20 protein-coding genes and 4 pseudogenes are annotated in these 20725 nt (G+C 68.6%); 12 read left to right on the top strand and 12 right to left on the bottom strand.

The genetic code is table 11. From position 1 onward, the window contains the following. Window positions 1-30: 30 nt before the first annotated feature. Window positions 31-447, bottom strand: coding sequence for a hypothetical protein (locus TNCT6_RS35580; RefSeq protein WP_141365725.1), 417 nt, complete (start codon window positions 445-447; stop codon window positions 31-33). 229 nt (window positions 448-676) lie between these two features. Then, window positions 677-1561 carry a LysR family transcriptional regulator gene (locus TNCT6_RS35585; RefSeq protein WP_141365727.1) on the bottom strand — a complete coding sequence of 295 codons (885 nt, stop codon included), beginning with the start codon at window positions 1559-1561 and terminating at the stop codon, window positions 677-679. 70 nt (window positions 1562-1631) lie between these two features. Between TNCT6_RS35585 and TNCT6_RS35590 the strand changes: the two genes are divergently transcribed. Further along, window positions 1632-2228, top strand: coding sequence for a short chain dehydrogenase (locus TNCT6_RS35590; protein ID WP_141365728.1), 597 nt, complete (start codon window positions 1632-1634; stop codon window positions 2226-2228). 836 nt (window positions 2229-3064) lie between these two features. On the opposite strand, the gene TNCT6_RS35595 is transcribed toward TNCT6_RS35590, so the two are convergent. After that, window positions 3065-3997: a YafY family protein gene (locus TNCT6_RS35595; protein ID WP_216372834.1), complete on the bottom strand. Its 933-nt coding sequence runs from the start codon at window positions 3995-3997 to the stop codon at window positions 3065-3067. A gap of 288 nt (window positions 3998-4285) precedes the next feature. Between TNCT6_RS35595 and TNCT6_RS35600 the strand changes: the two genes are divergently transcribed. The 8 genes and pseudogenes from TNCT6_RS35600 (at window position 4286) to TNCT6_RS35630 (ending at window position 9739) form a co-directional block, all read left to right on the top strand. Then, window positions 4286-4705, top strand: a complete 420-nt coding sequence (locus TNCT6_RS35600; protein WP_141365731.1) for a VOC family protein — start codon at window positions 4286-4288, stop codon at window positions 4703-4705. 155 nt (window positions 4706-4860) lie between these two features. Continuing rightward, window positions 4861-5130 (top strand): annotated as a pseudogene (locus TNCT6_RS42235) (DNA-3-methyladenine glycosylase I); the annotation flags it as partial. Window positions 5131-5183: 53 nt separating this feature from the next. Then, window positions 5184-5414, top strand: coding sequence for a DNA-3-methyladenine glycosylase I (locus tag TNCT6_RS40535; RefSeq protein ID WP_216372835.1), 231 nt, complete (start codon window positions 5184-5186; stop codon window positions 5412-5414). Between the two features lie 107 nt (window positions 5415-5521). Further along, window positions 5522-5863 carry a nuclear transport factor 2 family protein gene (locus TNCT6_RS35610; protein WP_141365733.1) on the top strand — a complete coding sequence of 114 codons (342 nt, stop codon included), beginning with the start codon at window positions 5522-5524 and terminating at the stop codon, window positions 5861-5863. A gap of 54 nt (window positions 5864-5917) precedes the next feature. Then, window positions 5918-7033: a DNA alkylation repair protein gene (locus TNCT6_RS35615; RefSeq protein WP_141365735.1), complete on the top strand. Its 1116-nt coding sequence runs from the start codon at window positions 5918-5920 to the stop codon at window positions 7031-7033. A 297-nt stretch (window positions 7034-7330) separates the two neighbouring features. Then, window positions 7331-8629 (top strand): DUF4241 domain-containing protein, encoded by a 1299-nt coding sequence (locus TNCT6_RS35620; RefSeq protein WP_172633157.1) that lies wholly within the window; start codon window positions 7331-7333, stop codon window positions 8627-8629. Between the two features lie 619 nt (window positions 8630-9248). Further along, the gene (locus tag TNCT6_RS35625; RefSeq protein WP_225080946.1) at window positions 9249-9446 is read left to right on the top strand and encodes a toxin-antitoxin system HicB family antitoxin; all 198 of its coding nucleotides are present in this window, start codon (window positions 9249-9251) and stop codon (window positions 9444-9446) included. After that, window positions 9443-9739: a hypothetical protein gene (locus TNCT6_RS35630; protein ID WP_141365739.1), complete on the top strand. Its 297-nt coding sequence runs from the start codon at window positions 9443-9445 to the stop codon at window positions 9737-9739. The genes TNCT6_RS35625 and TNCT6_RS35630 overlap by 4 nt, the downstream gene beginning before the upstream one ends. Window positions 9740-9784: 45 nt before the next feature. On the opposite strand, the gene TNCT6_RS35635 is transcribed toward TNCT6_RS35630, so the two are convergent. From TNCT6_RS35635 to TNCT6_RS35650, 4 genes and pseudogenes are all read right to left on the bottom strand, one after another. Next, window positions 9785-10633 (bottom strand): class I SAM-dependent methyltransferase, encoded by an 849-nt coding sequence (locus tag TNCT6_RS35635; RefSeq protein ID WP_141365741.1) that lies wholly within the window; start codon window positions 10631-10633, stop codon window positions 9785-9787. 37 nt (window positions 10634-10670) lie between these two features. Then, the gene (locus tag TNCT6_RS35640; RefSeq protein ID WP_141364319.1) at window positions 10671-12020 is read right to left on the bottom strand and encodes an IS630 family transposase; all 1350 of its coding nucleotides are present in this window, start codon (window positions 12018-12020) and stop codon (window positions 10671-10673) included. A 40-nt stretch (window positions 12021-12060) separates the two neighbouring features. Further along, window positions 12061-13186 (bottom strand): annotated as a pseudogene (locus TNCT6_RS35645) (IS630 family transposase). Between the two features lie 122 nt (window positions 13187-13308). Next, window positions 13309-14793 (bottom strand): alpha/beta hydrolase, encoded by a 1485-nt coding sequence (locus tag TNCT6_RS35650; protein WP_141365743.1) that lies wholly within the window; start codon window positions 14791-14793, stop codon window positions 13309-13311. A gap of 66 nt (window positions 14794-14859) precedes the next feature. On the opposite strand from TNCT6_RS35650, the gene TNCT6_RS35655 reads away from it, so the two are divergent. Beyond that, a complete protein-coding gene (locus TNCT6_RS35655) occupies window positions 14860-15759 on the top strand; it encodes a MerR family transcriptional regulator (protein ID WP_141365745.1) in 900 nt (299 codons plus the stop codon). A gap of 320 nt (window positions 15760-16079) precedes the next feature. On the opposite strand, the gene TNCT6_RS35660 is transcribed toward TNCT6_RS35655, so the two are convergent. Further along, entirely contained in the window at window positions 16080-16955 is an 876-nt protein-coding gene (locus TNCT6_RS35660) for a sigma-70 family RNA polymerase sigma factor (protein ID WP_141365747.1), read from the bottom strand. Window positions 16956-17041: 86 nt separating this feature from the next. Here TNCT6_RS35660 and TNCT6_RS35665 point away from each other — a divergent pair, with 86 nt between their 5' ends. Beyond that, window positions 17042-17500, top strand: a complete 459-nt coding sequence (locus tag TNCT6_RS35665; RefSeq protein ID WP_141365749.1) for a carboxymuconolactone decarboxylase family protein — start codon at window positions 17042-17044, stop codon at window positions 17498-17500. A gap of 63 nt (window positions 17501-17563) precedes the next feature. On the opposite strand, the gene TNCT6_RS35670 is transcribed toward TNCT6_RS35665, so the two are convergent. Further along, window positions 17564-17800 (bottom strand): hypothetical protein, encoded by a 237-nt coding sequence (locus tag TNCT6_RS35670; RefSeq protein ID WP_141365751.1) that lies wholly within the window; start codon window positions 17798-17800, stop codon window positions 17564-17566. A gap of 128 nt (window positions 17801-17928) precedes the next feature. Between TNCT6_RS35670 and TNCT6_RS41380 the strand changes: the two are divergent. After that, window positions 17929-18153 (top strand): annotated as a pseudogene (locus TNCT6_RS41380) (IS256 family transposase); the annotation flags it as partial. A gap of 334 nt (window positions 18154-18487) precedes the next feature. Here TNCT6_RS41380 and TNCT6_RS35680 read toward each other — a convergent pair. The 3 genes and pseudogenes from TNCT6_RS35680 to TNCT6_RS35690 form a co-directional block, all read right to left on the bottom strand. Beyond that, the gene (locus TNCT6_RS35680) at window positions 18488-18685 is read right to left on the bottom strand and encodes a hypothetical protein (RefSeq protein WP_141365753.1); all 198 of its coding nucleotides are present in this window, start codon (window positions 18683-18685) and stop codon (window positions 18488-18490) included. Window positions 18686-19329: 644 nt separating this feature from the next. Further along, window positions 19330-19680 carry a hypothetical protein gene (locus TNCT6_RS35685; protein ID WP_253266358.1) on the bottom strand — a complete coding sequence of 117 codons (351 nt, stop codon included), beginning with the start codon at window positions 19678-19680 and terminating at the stop codon, window positions 19330-19332. Window positions 19681-19839: 159 nt separating this feature from the next. Then, window positions 19840-20691: pseudogene (locus TNCT6_RS35690) on the bottom strand (IS5 family transposase). Between the last annotated feature and the right edge of the window lie 34 nt (window positions 20692-20725).

Consider the following 20725-nt stretch of genomic DNA (forward strand, 5'->3'; position numbering starts at 1 on the left):
TCTTGGGTAGGGACACGTCCACGCGGGACCTCAGAGGCGCGAGGTGGCAGGAGAGGCTCCGTCCAGACAGTGGCCGTATGCGGCTTTCATGGAGGGATAGGGCGCGTTCAGAGCAATTCGACTGCCCGAAGCGTCGACTTCGCAGATGTATCCCCCTGGTCCTGACGCTGTCTTGACGTGCAGCATTACTTCGTAGGAGGAGATGTGCACATTGCGGTTTGCCCCCGCCGGGATGACTCCTAGGCTGTGCTGCTCCGCGCATTCGTCGTCCCCGTCGCCTGCACACCAGAAGACGTGCACTGGGTTCGATGTGCTGTTCACCAGGACGATCGGATTGACGTTCTCGGGGTCGGTCGGATCAGGGTTGCAGCCAGCCACAGCGAGTGCAGCTACGCCCAGCAGGATTGTGGTCGCAAAGCGGGCAACACGGCTGTTCATCAGGTCCACGGGCTCTCAGAGGGGCGTCATGCGAAGCCGTACCGTATCGCAAGACCGCCACTCCAGGACCTGAGCCTGGGAAGCTGCGATCATTTGCGGCCGGTTGCGCCGCTGACCTGCGAACGACCCCGATGCGGTCTCGTCGAGCCCGGCTGCTTTCACCGTGATTCCCCGCTGTTCCCCGCTTGATCTGGTGCGCTTGTGGTGCGGCCATGGAACCGGCGATCTTGAAAGCCGCTCATTCTGCGACGCTCCCCGCGCTGGTCGACCGCAGGTGCTGCTGGGCCAAGTGCAGGAATGATTCGGTGGCAGTGTGTGCCGGGATGGTCGGCCAGGCCAGGTAGACAGTGACGGGGTCGGCATCGGCCAGCGGGAGGTAACGGACACCGGGGTGGGGATGGTGGTGGCTGGTGCCTTCGGCAGTGACGCCGACGGCTTCCCCGGTGGCGATGACAGTGAGCCACTCGTCCACACCCGGAACCTGGATGGTGCGGGGACTTCGGCCTTCGGGCCAGAGGTCGGAGCCGGTGGTTGCGGCCGTGGAGCACAGTGCGACCACCTCCCTGGTCAAGTCGGCCAGGTTGACGGTGTCACGTTCGGCGAGCGGGTGGCCGTCGGGCACGGCCGCCAGGCGCCGCTCGTGTGCCAGCGCGGTGTGAGCCAGGCCGGAGTCGTCGGCGGGCCGGGTGCGCAGGAAGGCCAGGTCTGCCGTCCCACGGCGTAGAGCGGCTTCGGGGTCGTCCAGGCGGCGAACCTGTACGGGGGTGCCGGGGTGCCGTTCGCGCCACATGCGCAGCAGGGGTACGGTGTGCCGGCCGAGCGCGGCCCAGGCGAAGGCGAGACACAGCGGCCGAGGACCGGCCTGGGTAGCTGCCTCGGCCAGGGCATCGTCGAGTTGACTGAGGATGCGGTGGGCGTGCTCCGACAGGCGCTGCCCGGCCTCGGTCAGCGCGAGACGGCGGGTGGTGCGCTCCACGAGACGGACACCCAGACGGCTCTCCAACTGCTCCAAGGTGCGGGAGAGCGCGGGCTGGCTGAGGTGCAGGGCGATCGCGGCGTCGGTAATGGTCCTCTCTTCGCCGATCGCGACGAGGGCGCGCAGATGCCGCAACTCCACATTCATAACCACCAAGCATAAGTGCTTCACAAGTCGCATTTCCCTCGCCCGCCAGGCCAGCCTTAGCGTCGCAGGCATGAAGATTCTCCTGATTGGGGCCACTGGCAAGCTCGGCGCGGCCGTGAACAAGAAACTGTCGGCCCGCGGCCATGACGTGATCACCGTCGGGCGTACCGGCGGCGACTTGCGCTGCGACATCACCGACCCGTCCCAGACCGCCGAGCTGTACATGCGAGCCGGGCGGGTGGACGCGGTGGTCAGTGCCGCAGGTGACGTGCCCTACAAGCCGCTCGCCGAGATGACACCCGACGATTACCAGGCCGCTTTCACAGGCAAGGTGTTCGCCCAGATCGAGCTCGTCCGCCAAGGACTCGTACACGTCGCCGAGCGCGGCTCGTTCACCCTCATCACCGGCATCTTGGCGCGTGAGCCCATCCCCACCGGCACCGCCGCCTCCATGGCGAACGGCGCAGTGGAGGCATTCGTCCGTGCCGCCGCGATCGAAATCGCTCCGCAGCGCATCAACGCGGTCAGCCCTAACGTCTTCACCGAGAGCCTTGCCGACTACGGTGCCTACTTCCCAGGTATGGGCTCGACCGACCTCGACCAGGTCGCCCAGGCCTACGTTCGCTCTGTGGAGGGTGGCCAGACCGGGCAGGTCTACGCCTTGTAGTCACCGGACTCTGGCTGCTGCGGGCAGTCCTTCCTCATTCGACTGCCCGTATGGAGTCCGTGGGCTCCGCCATGACAACTTTCAAGCACGACTTCCGCGTCAGGGCGGCTGCATCCGAAGGTCGGTGGAGTCTCAATGGGCGTGGCAGGCGTCGGCAACTGCGGTCAGTAGCCGGTCTCTGAGTCCCGGTTGCGCTGACCAGCGGGCCTGACGAAGCCCACGGCTCTGACCGGCTCAGATGCCGTGGGCTTCTGTCGTTGTCGGTCGGCGTCGGCTGACCTCGGACGGCCCAGAGGCGGCCCAGGATGGCGCTCAACCGAATGGTTCGCCTGGGTCAAGTTTGGTGGTGCTCGGCTTTTGAAAATCAGAAGGCGGCCGATGTTCGTCACGGATGAGGAATGGCGGCCTGAATACAATCAGTACTTCATCGACGGCACTTGCAACGGCCTTGTGGTGGGTGCTCCCACCGGGCGGGAAGGCATGGACATCTCCTTCGTTGTGGGGATTCCAGGCCTGTAGCAGGCCGCGACCCGAACAGCCCGCGAGCCCCGGACCGATGCGGTCCGGGGCTCGCTCGCGTATCCGCGGGGGTCGGATGTTCATGCACGCGATGCCGTGTCCAACGAGCCTGCTACGCGCCGGTCACTCTGGGGCACCGGGACGACCGGCTCTGCTGCGCGGCGAAGACCCGCTTTCGGTCAGTGGGGCGGCCTCCAGCGTGTGAACACGCACTGGTTGGGGCCGGCGTGAATCCCGAAGGGCGGCCCGATGCGTTCGAACAACCGTCCCGGCCGGCCCAACAGATTCCTACGCGATGCCGTCCAGTCGCTCTCCGCTCACTGGACGGCCTCGATGAACTGCGCCGCCCGACGGTGGACCGCCTGGCAAACCTCATCGGATGCGACCAGGCGCAGCGGTGTCGGCAAACGGAACAATGCGGCGGCGACGCTGTCGGGAGTGACGCCGCCGATCGTGATGAAGGTGGTGTCCGGACCGTCGGCCCGGCAACTGCCCAGGTGAGGCGGAACAATGTGGCGTGCCTGTGCCAAGGGCACAGCGACTCGCGCGGTCGCGTAGTACGGATAGTCGCTTACCAGCATCTTCTTCACCATGTCAGCGGCGTCCGGCGGGTCGTCGAGCTCAACGGTGACCCCTGTCGCCTGGGCGGCGATAACACGGTCGGCACGGAACGTCCGCCATTCCTGTTTGGGCACGTCGAACGCGACCAGGTACCACCGGTTCGGGCTGCGAACCAGCCGATGCGGATCCACTTGCCGTCTGGTCTCGGTGCCGCGGGCGTCGCGGTAGGTGAGCGTCAGCCGTTCCCCGCGGTGGCAGGCGGTCGCGATCTCAAACAGCAGCGGGACGGCGACTCGGCCTTGTTCGGCCTGCATGATGTCGACGGAGCTGCCGTCCACCGCGTCGAGTCGCTCGACGACCCGCGCCGGCAGCAGGTGCCTCAGCTTGAGCAACGCCGACGTCGCGGCTGGGTCGTCGCCAGGGGCCTCGCGCAGCGCGGCGAACACCGCGAGGGCTTCCTCGTCGTCGAGTGTGAGAGGCGCCATGCGTTCGCCGACGCCCAGGCGGTAGCCGCCGTAGGGGCCAGTCTCGGAGTCGATGCCGTATCCCGCGTCGCGCAGGCGGGCAATGTCTCGGCGCACGGTCCGTTCGGTGACGCCCAGCCGCTCGGCCAGTTCGGCGTTGGTCCATGAAGGCCGGCTGGACAACACCGCGAGCATGCGCAGCAGGCGGGCTGAGGTGACAGTCACATTTCCGATGCTAGTGGCCAGTCCAGGACCGAAACAGTCCTGGACTCTCGCTACGTTTGTGACGTCTCAGTGCTTCGGACAGGGACGAGACAGTGATCGATCATGTCGGCGCGATCGCGAACGGAATTCCCGCCGCTACGGCGCCGTGCTTCGGCAACTCGCCGAGACGATCGCGTCCGGCAACGGGTCCCGCCCCAACGACACCGTCGAGCAAATCACCGGCGCACCGTCGCGCACGTTCCGCGACTTCGCCCGTAAGAACACCACAACGCGGCTGGAGGCCTCGTAATGATCGATCACGTCTACATCTCAGTCTCGGACATCGAGAAGTCGCGGGCCTTCTACCGCGATGCGCTGAAGCCCCTTGGCTGGAGCGAATTCGGGAACTACGACGCCACGTCCGGCCCCGACGACGTCCCAGACCTCTTCGGTCTCGGAGACGAGACGTACCTCTCGGGCGCCGGAGTCGGATCGAGCATCTGGCTGCGCCAGCGCAAGCCCGGCGAGACGGGCCTGTACGTCGGCATCGTGTGCGACAGCAACGAAGCCGTCGACGCCGCCTACGCCGCCGCGATCAACGCCGGTGCCATCGACGAGGGCGCGCCGGCAGACCGGACATACTTCGCCCCCGGCTACTACGCCGCCAACGTAGCCGACTTCGACGGCAACCGTCTGGAGTTCGTGCACAAGGCCTGGAACGACAAGTAGCGCTGAGTCGCTGTCAAGGCGCATTGCCGGATCGCCGAGGTCGCGCTGGACTGAGCGCCGCGTCGGCCGACACGGATATCCGTAAGTCAAACAGGGACACCCTGCTCGGCTCACGGTCAGTTCCCGCCGAGGATGACGGATGCCCCGGGGTGGACGTGCGCGGCGCGCGGGTTCGGCGGTGCCGACGGGGGTACGGCCTACCTGCCGACGAGCGGCACCTGTTCAAGAAGCTGAGCCTGGAAGTCTTCCAGTCCGGACTCAGCAGGCGCGCGATCCTGGCCAAGCGGGAGAACTTCCGGGCCTCCTGTGCAGGCTTCGACATCCCACAAGTCGCCCACTACGTCGAGCGTGACGTCGAGCGCCTGCTTCAGGTCGCCAGCATCGTCCGCCACCGGGGCAAGATCGAGGCGGTCAACTGCAACGCCCAGTGCGTGGAGACGATGCTCGACCGGGAGGGAGCACTGGCCGCGTTCGTCCGGTGCTGCGAACCCGACCCGGCCGAGCCGCCCGATCCGCAGACCGTCACGACCTCGCCACCTCGATCGCCCTGTCCAAGGACCTGCGCAAGCTGGGCTGGAAGTTCGTCGGTCCGACAACCGTCTTCGCCTTCATACAGGCCAGGGGGCTGATCAACGACCATACGAACTACTGCGCGGTCCGCTCCCTGGCTCAGGCGGAACGCCTCGCCTTCACACGCCCCGGACGCTGACGACGCAGGGCTCCCAGCCGGTCTCGCTTCCCGCGAGTCTCCGACTCTGCGTGCCGGTGAAGACCATCGGCGCCCCCCTGTGCCCAGGAACGACGTAAGGAAAGACGATGAACGAGATGACGACCGCCCTGCCGCTGATCATGCAGCGCTACTTCGACGCCGCCGACCGACACGACGGGAAAGCCCTGGCCGAGTGCTTTACCCAGGACGCGATAGTCCACGACGACGGCAAGACCTACACCGGCCGTCAAGAGATCCACCGCTGGCGCGAGGAGGACGCAACCACGTTCACCTACACCACACGGATCATCAGCGTGGAGCAGACCGCACCCGACCGCATCCATGCCCTGCTCCGCCTGGAAGGCGACTTTCCCGGCGGCACCGTCGACCTCCACCACCACTTCACGCTGCGCGACGGCAGCATCGAGGAGCTGACCATCACTCCTTGACCAATCCGCTCCTTGAACCGCACCGCCCCCGTCGCGCCTTCCTCTGGAGGACCCGTGCCCACCGCCGACGAACTGATCAGCCCCGACAGCATCCGCCGCCTGACGGCCGTCCTCCGCAACACTTCCCCCGCCGCCTCCCGCTGGCGCACTGTGGCCGACAGCGTAACCACCCTCGGCCCGCTCTCCCTCAGCCAGCGGGCCAGGGCGGTCGGCGAGGCCCTCCTCGCCGACACCGGCCACGTCTACGCCCACCTCGCCCACGCGGTGCGAGCGGCCCTCACCAGCGAAGACCTCACCGGCTGGATGGTCTGGCCGCTGACCGAGGCCGTCGCCTCCGCGGCCACCGCCTCCCCTTCCGATGCGGACTTCGACGACGGACTCGACCTCCTCGCCCAGCTCACCCCCCGTCTCACCGCCGAGTTCGCGCTGCGGACCTTCCTCAACACCGACCCGGCCCGCACTCTGGCCACCGCAACAACCTGGACCGACTCCCCCGACCCCGCGGTGCGCCGGCTGGCCAGCGAGGGCACCCGCCCCAAACTCCCCTGGGCCCGCCAGGTCCCCGAGCTGACCCGCAACCCCGCAGCCACCCTCCCCCTGCTGGACCGGCTGCACGCCGACACCTCCGACAACGTGCGCCGCTCGGTCGCCAACCACCTCAACGACATCTCCCGCCTCGACCCCGACCTCGCCACCACCCAAGCCGCCCACTGGACGCACGGCCCCGCGTCGACCACCCCCGCCCTGATCCGCCACGCCATGCGCACCCTCGTCAAACAGGGCAACCCCGCGGCGCTGGAACTGGTCGGCTTCCACGGCGACCGCGCCGACCTCAAGGTGGATGGCCCCCGCCTGGAGCGAACCGACATCCCCCTGGGCAGCGCTCTCGACTTCACCGCTCGCATCACGAACATCTCGAACAAGCCGGTCACCCTGGCCATCGACTACGTCATCCACCACAAGAAGGCCAACGGCAAGCAGACCCCCAAAGTCTTCAAACTCGCCAAGCGCACCGTGCCCCCCGGCGAGACGACCGAGTTGTGGCGCAGCCACTCCTTCCGCCCCATCAACACACGCCCCTACTACCCGGGTGCCCATGCCGTCCAGCTCCAGGTCAACGGCTACCACTACAACACGGTGCCCTTCGTGCTCACACCATCCGCCGGATAGTCCCCGCGTCAATCACGCGAGTCGGCGTCGGCTGAACTTGTTCAGCCGACGCCGACACCTTCTTCCGTCCCCGCAGCCGCCGACGCAGGCGCCGCTGTCTGGCCGGGTGCCGGCTCGGCATGCCGGTGCTGGCCGGATGCTTCGCGGGCCGTAGGCGTGGGCAAGCCGACGGCGGCCGTACGGCCTGCCTTGGGGGAGACCGTCTGGGGACCGGGCCCGGACCCGGTAGGGGCGATGTCACAGGCGGCGGTTACGTTGCAGCCCAGCACGTACGCGAGCGGGAACAGGGGAGCGGCAATGGTGGTCGAGGTGGGGTACGCGCAGGCGTGGGACCTGGAGGCCCGCGTGGCCTGGCGGCCAATATCCGTGGGGGAGGCCCGTGAGCGGGACACCGCCGGGCTTCCGTACGTGGTGGTGTACCGGGAGGCGGGCCGGGAGGCTCCGCTGGAGGTCCGACTCGTCTCCTGGCGGGACCACTATGTCGGGCTGTGGGTCTACGACACTCAGGGTCGCCGTACCTACGACCTGGACATGCGGCTGCTGGACGACCCGGTGCGGTTGCTGCGCCGGTGCACCGTCGGCTGGAACTACATCGGCCCGGAGATGGCGGAATTCGACGAGGCGTGTCCGCGCATCACCGTAGAGCTCTTCCCTGACGGGAGGGGCCGGCGGACGGAGGAGTCCCAGGGCAAGGGCGGGGGCTCGTACGTCACCGTGCCCGGGGTCCGCGACGACGAGCGCTGGACGGACCGGCCTGTCTTCGGGGAGTGGCCGCTGCTCTCGGCCCAGGTCCACGGGTTCACGGAGCCGCCGGTCTTCGAGATCACCGAGGTGGCCGTGGCGGCCGGCGACGGTAGCGGGCTCGCGCCCGCCACCTGCTGGCGTCCGCCCCGACCCGCGCAGCCCGGGCCGATCGGTGAGCTGTTCCGGCCCGGGGTGCGCGTGACCGACGGGTACCACCCCGAGATGACGGTCGTGGAGCCGCGTCGGACCGGATCCCTGCGCGTGCCCAGCGGGCTGCTGGCCGTCTCCGGCCCTGACAGCGACGACGGCGACGGGCCGCACATCACGGTCCCCGTCCCGCCGGGGGAGTACGTATTGGAGGAGGCGCAGGCCCGCCACACCTACCACTGCGAGTGGGAGGGGAGCGAGGTCACGCGTACGGACACCATGGCCGTCCGCGTGCTCATCAGCGAGAGCCCCGCCGCGACCTGGGAGATGGCCCGCCGCTCCGACGACGACCCCCGACTGCTCCGGGAGAACGAGATCTTCGGCTTCGACACCGACGGCGCCACCGGCTGCTTCGCCGATGCCGGGGCTTGGGAGCCGCTCCTGGCGCTCTTCGAGAAAGGGCTGATCCAGGGAGACCCGGACCTGGACCCGGACGTGTACGAGGTCATCAGCGACTCCATGTACCTGTTGCGCACCCGGGACCAGGCCTCCGGAGGCGAGCTGGCGGCCTTCGCGACGACGGGGGACGGCACCTATCCCGTCTGGGTCGGCCGTTCCGAGGCCGGCGAAGTGGTCGGGGTCGTGGTGCTGGTGGAGGGGATGCCCGAGCTGCTCCCAGAGAGCGGAGCCACCGCCGGTGCCTGACGCGACTCACGCGGAGTTCTGGGACCCGGCGTCCCGTACCGCCGGGCGGGACCTGTCCCGCCCCGGTAAGGCGCGGGCGCGGGACACAGCCGGCCTCCCGTACGCGGTGACGTGTGCCTGTTCTCGGGGGGCGGGTCGGGTGCGGCCGGAGATGAGTCGGTAGTCACCGGTGTGCACGAACATCGCCGTGTCCTGGGTGCCGATGACGCACGGGGGGCGCCTTGTCGCGGGCTACCGGGCGCCGTGTTCGCGGGTCGGGATCAGCGCCCCCGAGTGCACCATGAAGCCGCGTGGCTGGCTGCGGCGCCCGGCTCTCAACTGCCCGCGATCTTGCTCGGTCGCCCATGGGTGTCCGTCACGGCCTGACGGCTGACGCGCCGAGGTGGACGATGCGCTCTGGCGGTTTGTCGTTGTGTCCATCGAAGCGCTTCGGTACGCCCGGAGGGAGGGCTGGGGGTTGGCGCGCGGAACATCGCTGCGTACGCGTCGGGGCCGTACGCCCTTCGGCACATGAAGCCGCGAACCGGACGGCCGCCGGCGACTACCAGCGCCAGGCGGAGGGAGGTCCGGATGGATCAGGCTCTTATGCCACCGCGAGCCGGTGGCTATTCTTGCAACCATGTCTGTCACCACTATGACCCTGCGCATCCCCGACGAACTCGCCCCCTCGATCAGGGCGGCCGCCGCGGAGGCGGGCATGAGCGTCAACGCGTACGTCGTGCGCGCTGCCCGCCGCTCCGCCACCCTCGACGCCGCGCGGCATCTAGCCGCGCTCGGCCTCGGCGACGACCTGGCGGGCGAGGGCGACACCCTGTGAAGCGTGGTGAGATCTGGGCCCTCGCCGATGGCCGCAACGTTCTGATCATCAGCCTGACCGGCCTGGAAGAGTCCTACGGCGCTCTCCTCGTGATCGTGCTGCACGAGAACGGCCGGTACCCCGACACGGCCATGTCGGTGGTGATCGGCGATCCGATCCCCTGCACCGCGGTCGCCGTCAACATCACACAACTGCGGGTCAACCGGTTCGATGGAGCAAAACTCCTCGGCCCCGTCGACGCTGCGGCCATGGCCCGGGTGGACCAGGCCCTGCGCGCCGTCCAAGACCTCTAGCCCCGAAAAGCCGGGCGGCAGGCCGAGCTGCCGGCCAGAGGCGCTCTACCGGCGGACCGCCGAGATCAGGCCGCCGGGACGCTCCTCGCGTTGCGGCGGGGTGCTGATCGGGCGGCCGTAGGCGGCAGCGCGCTGGCGCAGGGTGTGGCTGTCGGCCTCCCAGCCGTGCCCGGCCAGCCAGCCCACCGGGTCGTTGGGCATCTCCGAGACCCACATGGACGCCGCCGATCCCGGCACGGAGTTCGCGCCGAAGCGCTCGATCACGCCGCGCGAGCCCAACGTCAGCCCCATCCGACTGCCTGCCGCCGACTGTGCGCTGATCCGTGCCAGCAGCAGGTCCACCGCGTCCTCGGGCAGATAGATCAGTAGTCCTTCGGCGATCCACGCGGTCGGCACGGTCGGGTCGTGCCCTGCGGCGGTCAGCGCGCCTGGCCAGTCCTCACGCAGATCCACGGCGACGGTGATCCGCTCGCAGCGTGCGACGGCCCGCTCCTGGCGAAGCACCGAAGCCTTGAAGTCCAGTGGGGCGGCGGTGTCGACCTCGAACAGCCGGGTGCCCTCGGGCCAGTCGATCCGGAAGGCCCGGCTGTCCATGCCGGCGCCGAGCAGCACGACCTGCCGGACCCCGGACGCGGAGGCCTGCTGCAACAGGTCGTCGAGGAACTTCGTCCTGATGACGATGGAGTACGACACGGCCAGTCGGCGGCGCCGTGCGGCCTCGTCATCGGGCTGCGGCGAGGAGGGCCACAGGCCGCCGGCGGTGGCGAAGGCCTGTGCCAGTGGGTCGCGGAACAGCGCGTTCTCCCGCTGGGTCTCCAGCGCCCGCACCCTGGCCACCCCCACCGCCGTGGCCCACACTCCCGACGGCTGCACCCGCTCCTGCTCATCAGTCACCGTGCCAGCCTAGTGTGATGCGCCCGAAATCACAACCTTAAGTCTCTCGCTGGTTCTCGGTGGCTGGCGGAGTGACCTTGGTGAGGTAGTCGGCGAGGGAGTTGAGGATCTCGTCGGCGGTCTTGGTCCAGGTGAAGGGCCTGGGGTTCTCGTTCCATGAGTCGATCCAGGCCCTGATGTCTTGCTCCAGTGCCTTCACGGAGGTGTGCACGCCGCGGCGGATGAGCTTGTCCGTCAGCAGGCCGAACCACCGCTCGACCTGGTTCATCCACGAGGAGCCGGTGGGGGTGAAGTGGACGTGGAAGCGGGGGTGTTTTCCGAGCCACGTCTTGATCTCGGCGGTGTTGTGGGTGGCGTAATTGTCACAGACCAGGTGGACGTCGAGGCTGGCGGGCACGGCCTTGTCGATCGTGACAAGGAACTTCTTGAACTCGATGGCCCGGTGACGGCGGTGCAGCTCCGATATGACGCTGCCATCGGCGATGTTGAAGGCAGCGAACAGACTGGTGATGCCGTGGCGGTAGTAATCGTGGGTGCGCCGCTCGGGCATGCCCGGCATCATCGGCAGCACCGGCTGAGACCGGTCCAGCGCCTGGATTTGGCTCTTCTCGTCCACGCACAGCACTACCGCTTTCTCGGGCGGATGGTGATACAGGCCGACGACGTCGACGACCTTCGCGATGAACTGCGGGTCGGTGGAGAGCTTGAACGCGTCCTGGAGATGAGGCTTGAGGTCGAACCTCTTCCAGATCCGCCCGATGGTGGACTTCGACAGCCCAGAGTGCTTCGCCATCGAGGCCCGCGACCAGTGCGTGTCCTTGCCCGGGGTGGACTCCAACGTCGCCGTGAGCACATCCTCGACCTGGTCCAGCAGAATCGAGGGCGGCCTGCCGGGACGCGGCTCATCGCTCAGCCCGTCCAGCCTCAAGCGGATGAACCTCGACCGCCAGCGGTTAACCGTTCCGTGCGACACACCGAGTTCGGCGGCGACCTCCTTGTTCGACCCGCCTTCCGCGCACCGCAGCACGATCCTCGCCCGCAGCGCCAGGAACTGCGCGGTCTTGGCCCGCCGCGCCCAGCGCGTCAGCTCTGCCCGCTCGGCCTCGGAAAGCACCAGCTCCGGCTTGCGCCGGCCCGGCCGCGGCTCGTCCACCAGGCCAGCCATCCGCCGGGCTACGAATCGCGAGCGCCACTTGCGCACTGTCTCCGTGGATACCCCGAAGTCCGCTGCTACACCGGTATTTGAGACACCTTCCGCACAGGCCAGAATGATCCGGGCCCGCTCCGCCACACGGGCCGACACCGCGCCACCCGCCCAACGTGCCAACTCCGCACGCTCCTCGGCAGACAGCACGACTTCGACTGCACGAGGACCCCGAGACGCCATGAAATTAGCCTACAGACTTAGAGCCACCATTTCAGGCGCATCACACTAGTGTCCTGCGACGTCCTGAAATCCGTCGGCAGAAGTGGGCGAGGGATTCGAGGATCTCTTCGGTGGTCTTCATCCAGATGAACGGCTTGGGGTCCTCGTTCCAGTTCTTGATCCGGCGGCGGATGTCGGCTTCGAGGGCCTGGACGTTCTTGTGTGCGCCGCGGCGGATCTTCTGGTCGGCCAGGAACCCGAATCACGGCTCGACCTGGTTGATCCACGAGGACCCGGTCGGGGTGAAGTGCATGTGAAAGCGGGGGTGTTTGGCCAGCCACGTCCTGATCGTGGGTGTCTTGTGGGTGCCGTAGTTGTCGCAGATCAGGTGGATCTGCAGGTGTGCGGGCACCTCCTTGTCGATCCGGATCAGGAACTTCTTGAACTCCGCCGCCCTGTGCTGGCGGTGCAGGGCGCTGATGACTTCGCCGGTGGCGACGTCGAACGCGGCGAACAAGGTGGTCAGCCCGTTGCGGACGTAGTCGTGGGTGCGCCGCTCGGGCATGTTCGGCATCATCGGCAGTACCGGCTGTGAGCGGTCCAGGGCCTGGACCTGGGACTTCTCGTCCACCGAGAGGACCACCGCGCCCTCGGGCGGGTTGAAGTACAGCCCGACGACGTCGTAGACCTTGTCCACGAAGAACGGGTCCGTGGACAGCTTGAAGGTGTCCGTCAGGTGCGGCTTGAGCTTTCCGCCAGATCCGGCTGACGGTGGACTTGGACGGACCGCTGTGCTCGGCCATCGACTTCCGCGACCAGTGCGTGGCGTTCTTCGGGATCTCCTCCAGCGTGGCGGTCACGACCGCTTCGACTTGGTCGACACCGATGGTGGGCGGTCGGCCCGGCCGGGGCTCGTCGGCCAGGCCGTCCAGCCGCTCGGCGAGGAACCGCCGGCGCCACTTGCGCACAGTGTCCGCGGAGATCCGCAGGTTGCGGGCCACTTCGACGATGGGTGGGACGTCGGGTCCGGCGCACGTCAGCACGATCCGCGCCCGTAACGCGAGCGCCTGGGCAGAGTTCGCCCGCCTCGTCCAGCGTTCCAGCACAGCACCCTCGTCATCGCTCAGCAGCAGCGGTTCCAGCTTCGGACCACGACGCGGCACCGGCACCCCGGAAGAAGAACTCATGCCTGACCTAACGACGGATTTCAGGCGCAGGACAGTAGTCCCCCCAAGGAGTTGGCGTGACAGTCCACCGGTAAACGGGCCGTGGCATGGTGGCCGGTGCTCCTGGCGGCTTCCAGGGGGTGTCAGGACCGCAGATGGGCGAGCACTGTACGCATGGCGCGGGCCACTGCCTTGCGGGACTCGTCCGTCGGGTCGTGGATCTCGAAGCCATGGACGCCGTGCGGGACGTCGATGATCTCGATCGGGGCCTTGGTCTCCTCCGCTGCGGCCACGAACTCCTCGACGGTAGCGGCGATGTGCGCTGTCTCCAGACCCGCCCGGGTGAGCAGGAGGGGCGGCAGCGTCCTTCCGCTGGCCCGGAGCGCGCTGGTCGGTCTGAAACGCGGGGCGACCGCGCCCCAGCCGGGCAGCGGTGCCAGGACCGGATAGGTCAGGGTCAGGCAGCGCAGCCACCCGGGCGGGGCAGCGATCCAGTCCGCGGCAAGCAGTCCAGCGCCGGAGAAGAACCACAGGGCGACGCGCTCCGGGTCCACGCGTGGGTCGGCCCGCAGCAGTTCGATGGCCTCGGTCACGTCGTCCGCGGATCGTGCGTAGTCGGTGATGCCGTGCAGGCGATGCTCCGCGACGGCGCCCACCGCGCCCATGCTCGCTGCGTAGCGGGCATAGCCGACATACAACGGTGAGTCGCGCGGCGCGGGGATGAGGTCGGGCGGGAGCGGGCCGCCGTGCACGAACAGCACCGCGGGCCACGGGCCGCGCGGTTCCTCCGGTTCCGGCAGGTGCACGTCCACGCGCCCGCTCCGTACCCGCGGCCGTTCCGGGACCTCCATCAGGAACGGCCGGAGGAAGGGCGGCTCGCCCTCGGGTACGGCCAGCCGCCGCCCCTCGCCCGCGGCCGCGCGGAGCAGGACCTCGGCCAGCTCGTCCGGGCTGGAGAGCATCGGCCAGTGACCGGTGGCCAGTTCGAAGAAGCCCACCTGCGGATCGGCCAGCTTCCGGAACTGCGGCGGTCCGCTGCGCACCAGCGCCTCGATCACCTCGACGGTCACCCCTCCCGCCGTGCACAGGATTCCGCTGGTCGGCACGACCGCCGCCGCGCCTGTCAGTCGCAGCGGCTGGGTCAGTGTGCGCTGCGGCTGGGCGCCGGCCAGCCGGCTCAGCAGCTGCAACTGGCTCGCCGAGAGGCCCTCGGTGCTGCCCCACCGGTGCCAGTCCTGCGGCCCCGGCGGCGGTATCGGCCGGGGGCTGCCGTCGGCACCCAGCAGTTGATGCACCACCGGGTCCGGGACGAGGGCCAGCGCCGGCTCACCGTGCTGCGGCAGCCCGGCGTCCAGGTGCACGATGCGAGCGACCCGCTCCGGGAGGAGGTCGGCCGCGCCCAGCACCGGGTGGATGGCGTAGTCGTGGCCGACCAGCACCACCTGCGGCGTGTCGAGGGAGTCGATCAGCCGGACCACGTCCTCGACATGCGTCTCCAGATCCGCGTCGGGCTGGATACTCAGCGTCACCGGGTGCGCCCCGGCGCCCCTCTCCCGAAGCCGGTCGGCCACCGCATTCCAGATCCGCCCGTCGGTGAACGGGCCGGAGACCAGGACGAAAACGGACATCAACGCCTCCAGACAGTAGGGTCGTCGCAGGTAACCTAGGAACTCCCCCTGAGGGAGGTTCAACCCTTGCCATCGGACGGCACACTGGGTATCGGCGAGCTCGCCGCGCAGGCAGGGACCACGGTCAAAACCGTTCGCTTCTATTCCGACCAGAACCTGCTGCCCGAAAGGGCGCGCAGCAGCGGCGGCCACCGGCGCTACGCGCCCGAGGCCCTCGCTCGGCTGCGCACGATCCGGTCCCTGCGCTCCCTCGGCGTCCCCGTTCCCGAGATCACGCGTGTTCTCGACTCCGGGGAGGCCCTGGAAGCCGTTGTGGCCCGCCGGTTGGACGACCTCGGTACCGAACTCGCCGCCCTGCGCTGGCGTGAGGCAGCGCTGCGGGCACTCCAGGAGGGCGCCCCGGAGCAGATGGCGGAACGCCTGGAGCTGATCGGAGCGGTCAGCGTGCCGCCCAGCACGTCCGTCATCGCCCACTACTGGCGCCGCCTGCTGCCCGTTCGTCTCTCCGCCCGCCTCCGCTCCACGATCACCGAGGCGGCCGTCCCGCAGCCCCCCGCCGACCCCACCACGGACCAGGTCCTCGCCTTCGCCCACCTGCACGCCCTGGCAACGGCCGCCACCGACCACTGCCTCGCATCCCACCGGCCCATCACCGTCGAGCACCCCGACCTGCTCTACGACGGCCTGTACGAGGCCCACCAACTGGTGGACGCAGCCGTACAAGCCGACCGCACCCCCGGCCCGGGCGAGGCCCTGGACTGCTACGTCGCCGCCCACGCGCGTGCCTCCGGCACCCGCGACACCCCTACCTTCCGCCGCGCCCTCACAGTCCGCCTCGCCGCAGCAGAACACCCGGTGATGATCCGCTACTGGCAACTGGCAGGACAACTGACGCCCGACCTCACCCTCGGCGCGGCCGACTCCTGGCTCCGCAACGCGCTGGCCGCCGGCACGGCAGCGGGTTGAGCCCCGATGCAGATGATCGGCCAGACGGCGTCCAGCGGGCGGTTCTGCCGGATGGCGAGCTCGTCGGCGACCAGTCGGCAGCCTTTCTGATCAGGTCCGGTGAGACCTCGATGCCGTACATGCCGGCTTTACAGCCTGTCCGGCGGTTCACGCCCGCGGCAGGTGAGCCCGGGTAGTGATCCACCGGACGCGAGTGGGAACGGGGCGTCAGGCCATGGAGAACCTGGCGACGTACTCGTCGAAGGGCTCGATGCCGACTTCCGCACGGAGTTCGTCCATGCGCTCGGGCTCTTCACAGGGCAGCCATCCCCGGTGGACAGTCACACCGGGTCCGGCAGGTCCATGAGCGCGAGTTCGGCCGGGTCGACCACAGCGGTGATCTCGGTGATGCGGCCGTCGGCGACGGTGAAGGCGAGCAGGGACAGCGGGGTGCCGTCCTCGTTCCAGGCGATGACGCCGGGGCGCCCGTTGACGGTCGCCGCTTGTCCGTGTGCCGCGCCGCCGGCCACTCGGGCGCGGCTGGCGACCTCGGTGGCCCCGATCGTGACGAATCGTCCGCCGGGGGCGTGGACGGTGAACTCCACCTCGGGGTGGAGAACTTCCAGCAGCCGTTCGAACCGGCCCTCGCGGGCCGCGGCCAAGAACGCCCCGACCACCTCGCGTTGCTGCTGTCGGTCGCTTGCCGAATGCCGCGCGGCCTGCACCTTCCGGCGGGCGCGGCTGGTGAGCATCTTGGTCGCGTCGGTGGACCTGCCGAGGATGGTGCCGATCTCCCCGTGGGGCACGGCGAACACGTCGTGCAGCACGAACGCCAGGCGCTCGTCGGGGCGCAGCAAGTCCAGGACCGTCAACAGCGCCAGGCCCACCGAGTCGCCCAGTGCCACAAGCTCTTCCGGAGCCAGACCATCGTCGAGCGTCACGGTGAGTTCGGGCAGCCGGTCGTCGAGGGGGACTGTCGGGCGCGTGCGGCCCGAGCGTAGGAGATCGAGGCAGATGTGGCCGACCACGGTGGTCAGCCAGCCGCCGAGATTGTCGATGGCGTCGGCGTCCTGGCGGGACAGACGCAGCCACGCCTCCTGGACCGCGTCGTCCGCGTCGGCGTGCGAGCCGAGCACGCGGTAGGCAACGGCTGTGAGCCGGTCGCGGTGCGTCTCGAAGGCCTCGGCGATCGGATCGGCAGGATGGGTGCCGGACATGGTGTTACCTCTCTGGAAGCTGCTCCGTCATAGGGGTGACGGGCACCAGCCCCGCAACGTAACCCCGACCAAGGAGAGCACCCTCCATGCAGAACCGACTGAAGAACAAGAACACCAACAACCCCGACGTATGGAAGGCGGTCGGGCACCTGCAGAAGGCGATCGCGGCCGGGGGCGTCGACCCGAAGCTGCTCGCGCTGGTCCACCTGCGCGCCAGCCAGATCAACAGCTGCTCGGCGTGCGTCTACGCCAGTGTCGCCGGGGGGAAGAAGGCCGGTGACACCGACGAGCGGCTGCACAACGTAGCGGCGTGGCGTGAGGCGCCGTTCTACACCGATGCGGAGCGCGCGGCACTGGCTCTGGCCGAGGCCGCCACCCGGCTGCAGGACGGTGCGGAGGGAGTCACCGACGAGATCTGGGAAGAGGTCAACGCCCATTTCACCGAGGAGCAGGTTGGCGCGATCAACCTGGAGATCGCGCTGACCAATTTCTTCAACCGGATCAACCGCACCATCAAGGAACTGGCCGGCCAGACCTGGGGCTGAGCCCGGCGTGGCTCTTACCCACTGACCGCGCAGCGGTGACTGAGCGAATCGAATAGAGCTCCGTCACGCTGCGTGGATATCCGGTCTGACCTCCACGATGATGTCCGCGTCCGTCTCGTCGCCCTCCTCGGCGCGCCAGAGAAAGATCCGGACGTGCTTCGCCCGGGGAAAGCCGCGCACCTTCCACTCGGTCATCAGGTCGGCGACGACGAGGGCGACGGCAAACTGGGCGCCCTCGCTCGAATCGGCAGTTGTGATTGCACCCCGCCACCGTTCGGGGTCGCTGCCGTAGGGGCACATCCCTCCGAGCCGTGCGGCTCGAATACCCGGTACACCCAGTCCGCCTCGGTGCCCATAACGCCGATCGTGTCACCTGGGAGCACCCTGCGCCGTATCGGATCGACTGCGGCCGGGGTGGTCGAGGTGATACATCCGCCACCGTCCGCCTCCGCCTGCGCACGACGGTCACCACAGGGGCCAGCAGCGCGGCCGCCCTGGCTCTGATTTTCAAGCTCGTCGAATCCGCCCAGCAACAGTGGCTGGCCGTCAATGCACCCCACCTCGTCGCCCTCGTCCGCGACGGAGCTCACTTCGACCGCGGCCTGCTGGGCGAGCGTGCCCGAACCTCCTGTACGTTCTGGTCCCGCAGATAAGACCGTGTCCGGGAAGGCGGCGGCGGTGGTTACGCCCAGCCGGTAGTGCGGCGGCCTCCGCCTCAGGGTTCGGCTTCGGGATCTCTCACCGCTCGCTTCCCCGCGGACGCCGGGATTGCCGGCGATCGGGCAGCCGACCGTCCATCTCTTCTGCGGCAGGAGCCGACTCCCGGATCAGCTCGTCCTCGTTCCAATACCGCGGAATGCACGCCCCGCGAAGTGACCCCGGGTGCTGTGGCAGGACCGGTCCAACGTCCCTTACGCCGTCTCCGCGGCAAAGACCACGATGGGTCCGGACCAGGGGATCCGGGACTCATCGGGCTGGACGTTGCTGTCAGCGAGCGGCGGTGTGGACGGCCGTGCTCGCCGCAACGCCCGCGGGGGTGGCGATGGCCAGGACGCCGGAGGTGACGGCTGCGATCGGCGTCTCGATGCAGAGACCGCTGGAGCCACCGACCGTGAGGCCGCCGGAGACGTTGTCCAGGTCGGCGTCGGAGATCTCCGTCGGGACACGGGTCTGGTGCGATGGCATCCAGGGGTCCGGGTGGGTCCCCCGAGGGTGGCGAGCCTGGACCTCTGCTCGGCTTCGTACCGCTTGCGGGTCTCGTTCACGGCACGCTGCCAGATGCGGGGGTCACCGTCGTGCTCACGGGCCAGCTGCGCGGCCAGTCCGCGGGCTGTGCCCGCCGGCCTTGCGCAGCGCCTCGAGCGCGACGGCAACGGCCCGCTCGCGCTGCTCCCGGCTCGGGGGCCACCCCGGTTGGCCCCCTTGCCGTCGTCGGGTCGGCGCTGTGAGGTTCGGGGAAGCCGTCACTGGGATGTCCGGCTTCGCATGTCACTGGTATGAAGCTGTCCGAATACTGATCAGCGTCTATTTGTCAAGTTGATCACGATGTCAGTGGTCCGGATTCTGCGGTGACATGAAGTCGTATCAGCCGGTGTCACCTTCGCCGAACCTCCTTCCCTAGCCTCGCGGCAACTCAGGGGGTGAATTACCGTTCCCCTGGCCGCGCCCTACAGTTCCGGTCGCTTACGAAGCTGTCTGTATCGCAGCGTGGCAGGACCCGGCGTTTCCGGGGCACGGTGATGATTGAATGCTCGATGGCCACCAAACGCCCATGCCCGGAACACCCAAGCGTCGGCGGGGAGGACACGGAGCAGTACTCGAGTGAGCGGTCAGTCGGCAGCAAGGATGTCGGAAAGACTCACAGCGGGGCAGCCGAGTATCGCTGTCAGCGCGCGCCGCTGGCGCTCGGTCAAAGAGGCAACGAAGATCGCTGCGTCAGCGTTGGCCTGCTCGCAGGCCTCAGCTACCTCTCGGACCTTTCCGTAGCTCAGCAGAGTCCGCGAGGAATAGGGCAGGCCCATCTTTTGGGCCCCGCCGTCCGAGACGCCCCGTCGCTGCACGCTCTGCCCGACGACCCGAGCGCCTCGCGCTGTCAGTTCCGTGGCTGCCGACGCCATGAGCGTTACGAAGTCCTTCTCTTTCGCGGAGAAGTAGCCAACCACCACCACATCAGCCCCCACGACCGTGAGCCGCGAAGCCTGGCGCCGGGCCGGCTCCGGCCGCGCACGACGAGCCAGGCGCCGGTCGCGCCTTCGGGGCTGATGCATGCATCACAGGCTAGATGCCTGGCGAGCTGCAGCGACATGCGTTTTCTCGCTGACCGAGGTTAGTGATCAAGATCAGAGCCACTCGTTAATGACGGCGATGGTGGCGGTGGCCTCGTAGGACGGCCAGCTTGTCGTATCTCGTGGCCGCCGCTCGATGGCGCTTGAGTCGGTTGATCCCGCACTCGACCGCGTGGCGCTCGCGGTAGTCGGCCTCGTCGAATTTCGGCGGGCGGCCGCCGTGGGCGCCCCGCTTCTTACGGTTGCGGATCTGGTCCGCCTTCTCCGGAATCCTGCAGCAGATCTCCGTATGCGCAGGTAGTCGCGGTTTGCTCGGGACCCGTATGCCCTGTCGGCCCGCACCCGGTCCGGTCGGCAGCGTGACCTGCCGACGCTCACGCGCGGTACTCGGATTCGTTCGAGCACCGGCCGGAACTGGGGCTGTTGTGCCGCTGGCCAGTGGCGATCAGGAAGGAAAGCGGCTTCTGTCCGTGCTCGACCGCCAGGTGCACCTTCGTCGCCAGCCCGCCGCGCGAGCGCCCAAGCCCGTGGTCGGCGGGCTCGAGAGCAACTCCGCCTGGTTTGTCCCGCTGCAAATTTCCCTTTTGCAGGCGCCAGACGCATGCTGATGCGCCCGCGTGATGCTGGAGTCCACGCACACGTCCCAGTGATCAGGCCTTTCGCGTCGGCCTCGGCCTGCAACTGGGTGAGGATTCGGCTCCAGGTGCCGTCACGCTGCCAGCGTCGGAAGGGCCCGTACACGGTCTCCCGCTGGCCATAGCGGGCGGGGACGTCGCGCCAGGGCGCACCGGTCCGCGTCCGCCAGCGTATGCCATTGATCAGCTGGCGCCTGGACCAGACCGGAGGCCGGCCTGGCTTCTTGCCCACGGGCAACAGAGGCTCCAGCCTGGTCCATTGCTCGTTCATCAGATCCCCACGCCCCACGAGTGGATCACGGCAG

The organism is Streptomyces sp. 6-11-2 (assembly GCF_006540305.1).
Lineage (GTDB): Bacteria > Actinomycetota > Actinomycetes > Streptomycetales > Streptomycetaceae > Streptomyces.

Bases quoted from the DNA above. Each gene is read 5' to 3' on its own strand.
- TNCT6_RS35680 (WP_141365753.1), bottom strand. From the start codon at position 18,685: ATGCCATCGCACCAGACCCGTGTCCCGACGGAGATCTCCGACGCCGAC.
- TNCT6_RS35600 (WP_141365731.1), top strand. From the start codon at position 4,286: ATGATCGATCACGTCTACATCTCAGTCTCGGACATCGAGAAGTCGCGG.
- TNCT6_RS35670 (WP_141365751.1), bottom strand. From the start codon at position 17,800: ATGTGCCCCTACGGCAGCGACCCCGAACGGTGGCGGGGTGCAATCACA.
- TNCT6_RS35650 (WP_141365743.1), bottom strand. From the start codon at position 14,793: ATGTCCGTTTTCGTCCTGGTCTCCGGCCCGTTCACCGACGGGCGGATC.
- TNCT6_RS35590 (WP_141365728.1), top strand. From the start codon at position 1,632: ATGAAGATTCTCCTGATTGGGGCCACTGGCAAGCTCGGCGCGGCCGTG.
- TNCT6_RS35665 (WP_141365749.1), top strand. From the start codon at position 17,042: ATGCAGAACCGACTGAAGAACAAGAACACCAACAACCCCGACGTATGG.
- TNCT6_RS35610 (WP_141365733.1), top strand. From the start codon at position 5,522: ATGAACGAGATGACGACCGCCCTGCCGCTGATCATGCAGCGCTACTTC.
- TNCT6_RS35625 (WP_225080946.1), top strand. From the start codon at position 9,249: ATGTCTGTCACCACTATGACCCTGCGCATCCCCGACGAACTCGCCCCC.
- TNCT6_RS35640 (WP_141364319.1), bottom strand. From the start codon at position 12,020: ATGGCGTCTCGGGGTCCTCGTGCAGTCGAAGTCGTGCTGTCTGCCGAG.
- TNCT6_RS35660 (WP_141365747.1), bottom strand. From the start codon at position 16,955: ATGTCCGGCACCCATCCTGCCGATCCGATCGCCGAGGCCTTCGAGACG.
- TNCT6_RS35585 (WP_141365727.1), bottom strand. From the start codon at position 1,561: ATGAATGTGGAGTTGCGGCATCTGCGCGCCCTCGTCGCGATCGGCGAA.
- TNCT6_RS35620 (WP_172633157.1), top strand. From the start codon at position 7,331: ATGGTGGTCGAGGTGGGGTACGCGCAGGCGTGGGACCTGGAGGCCCGC.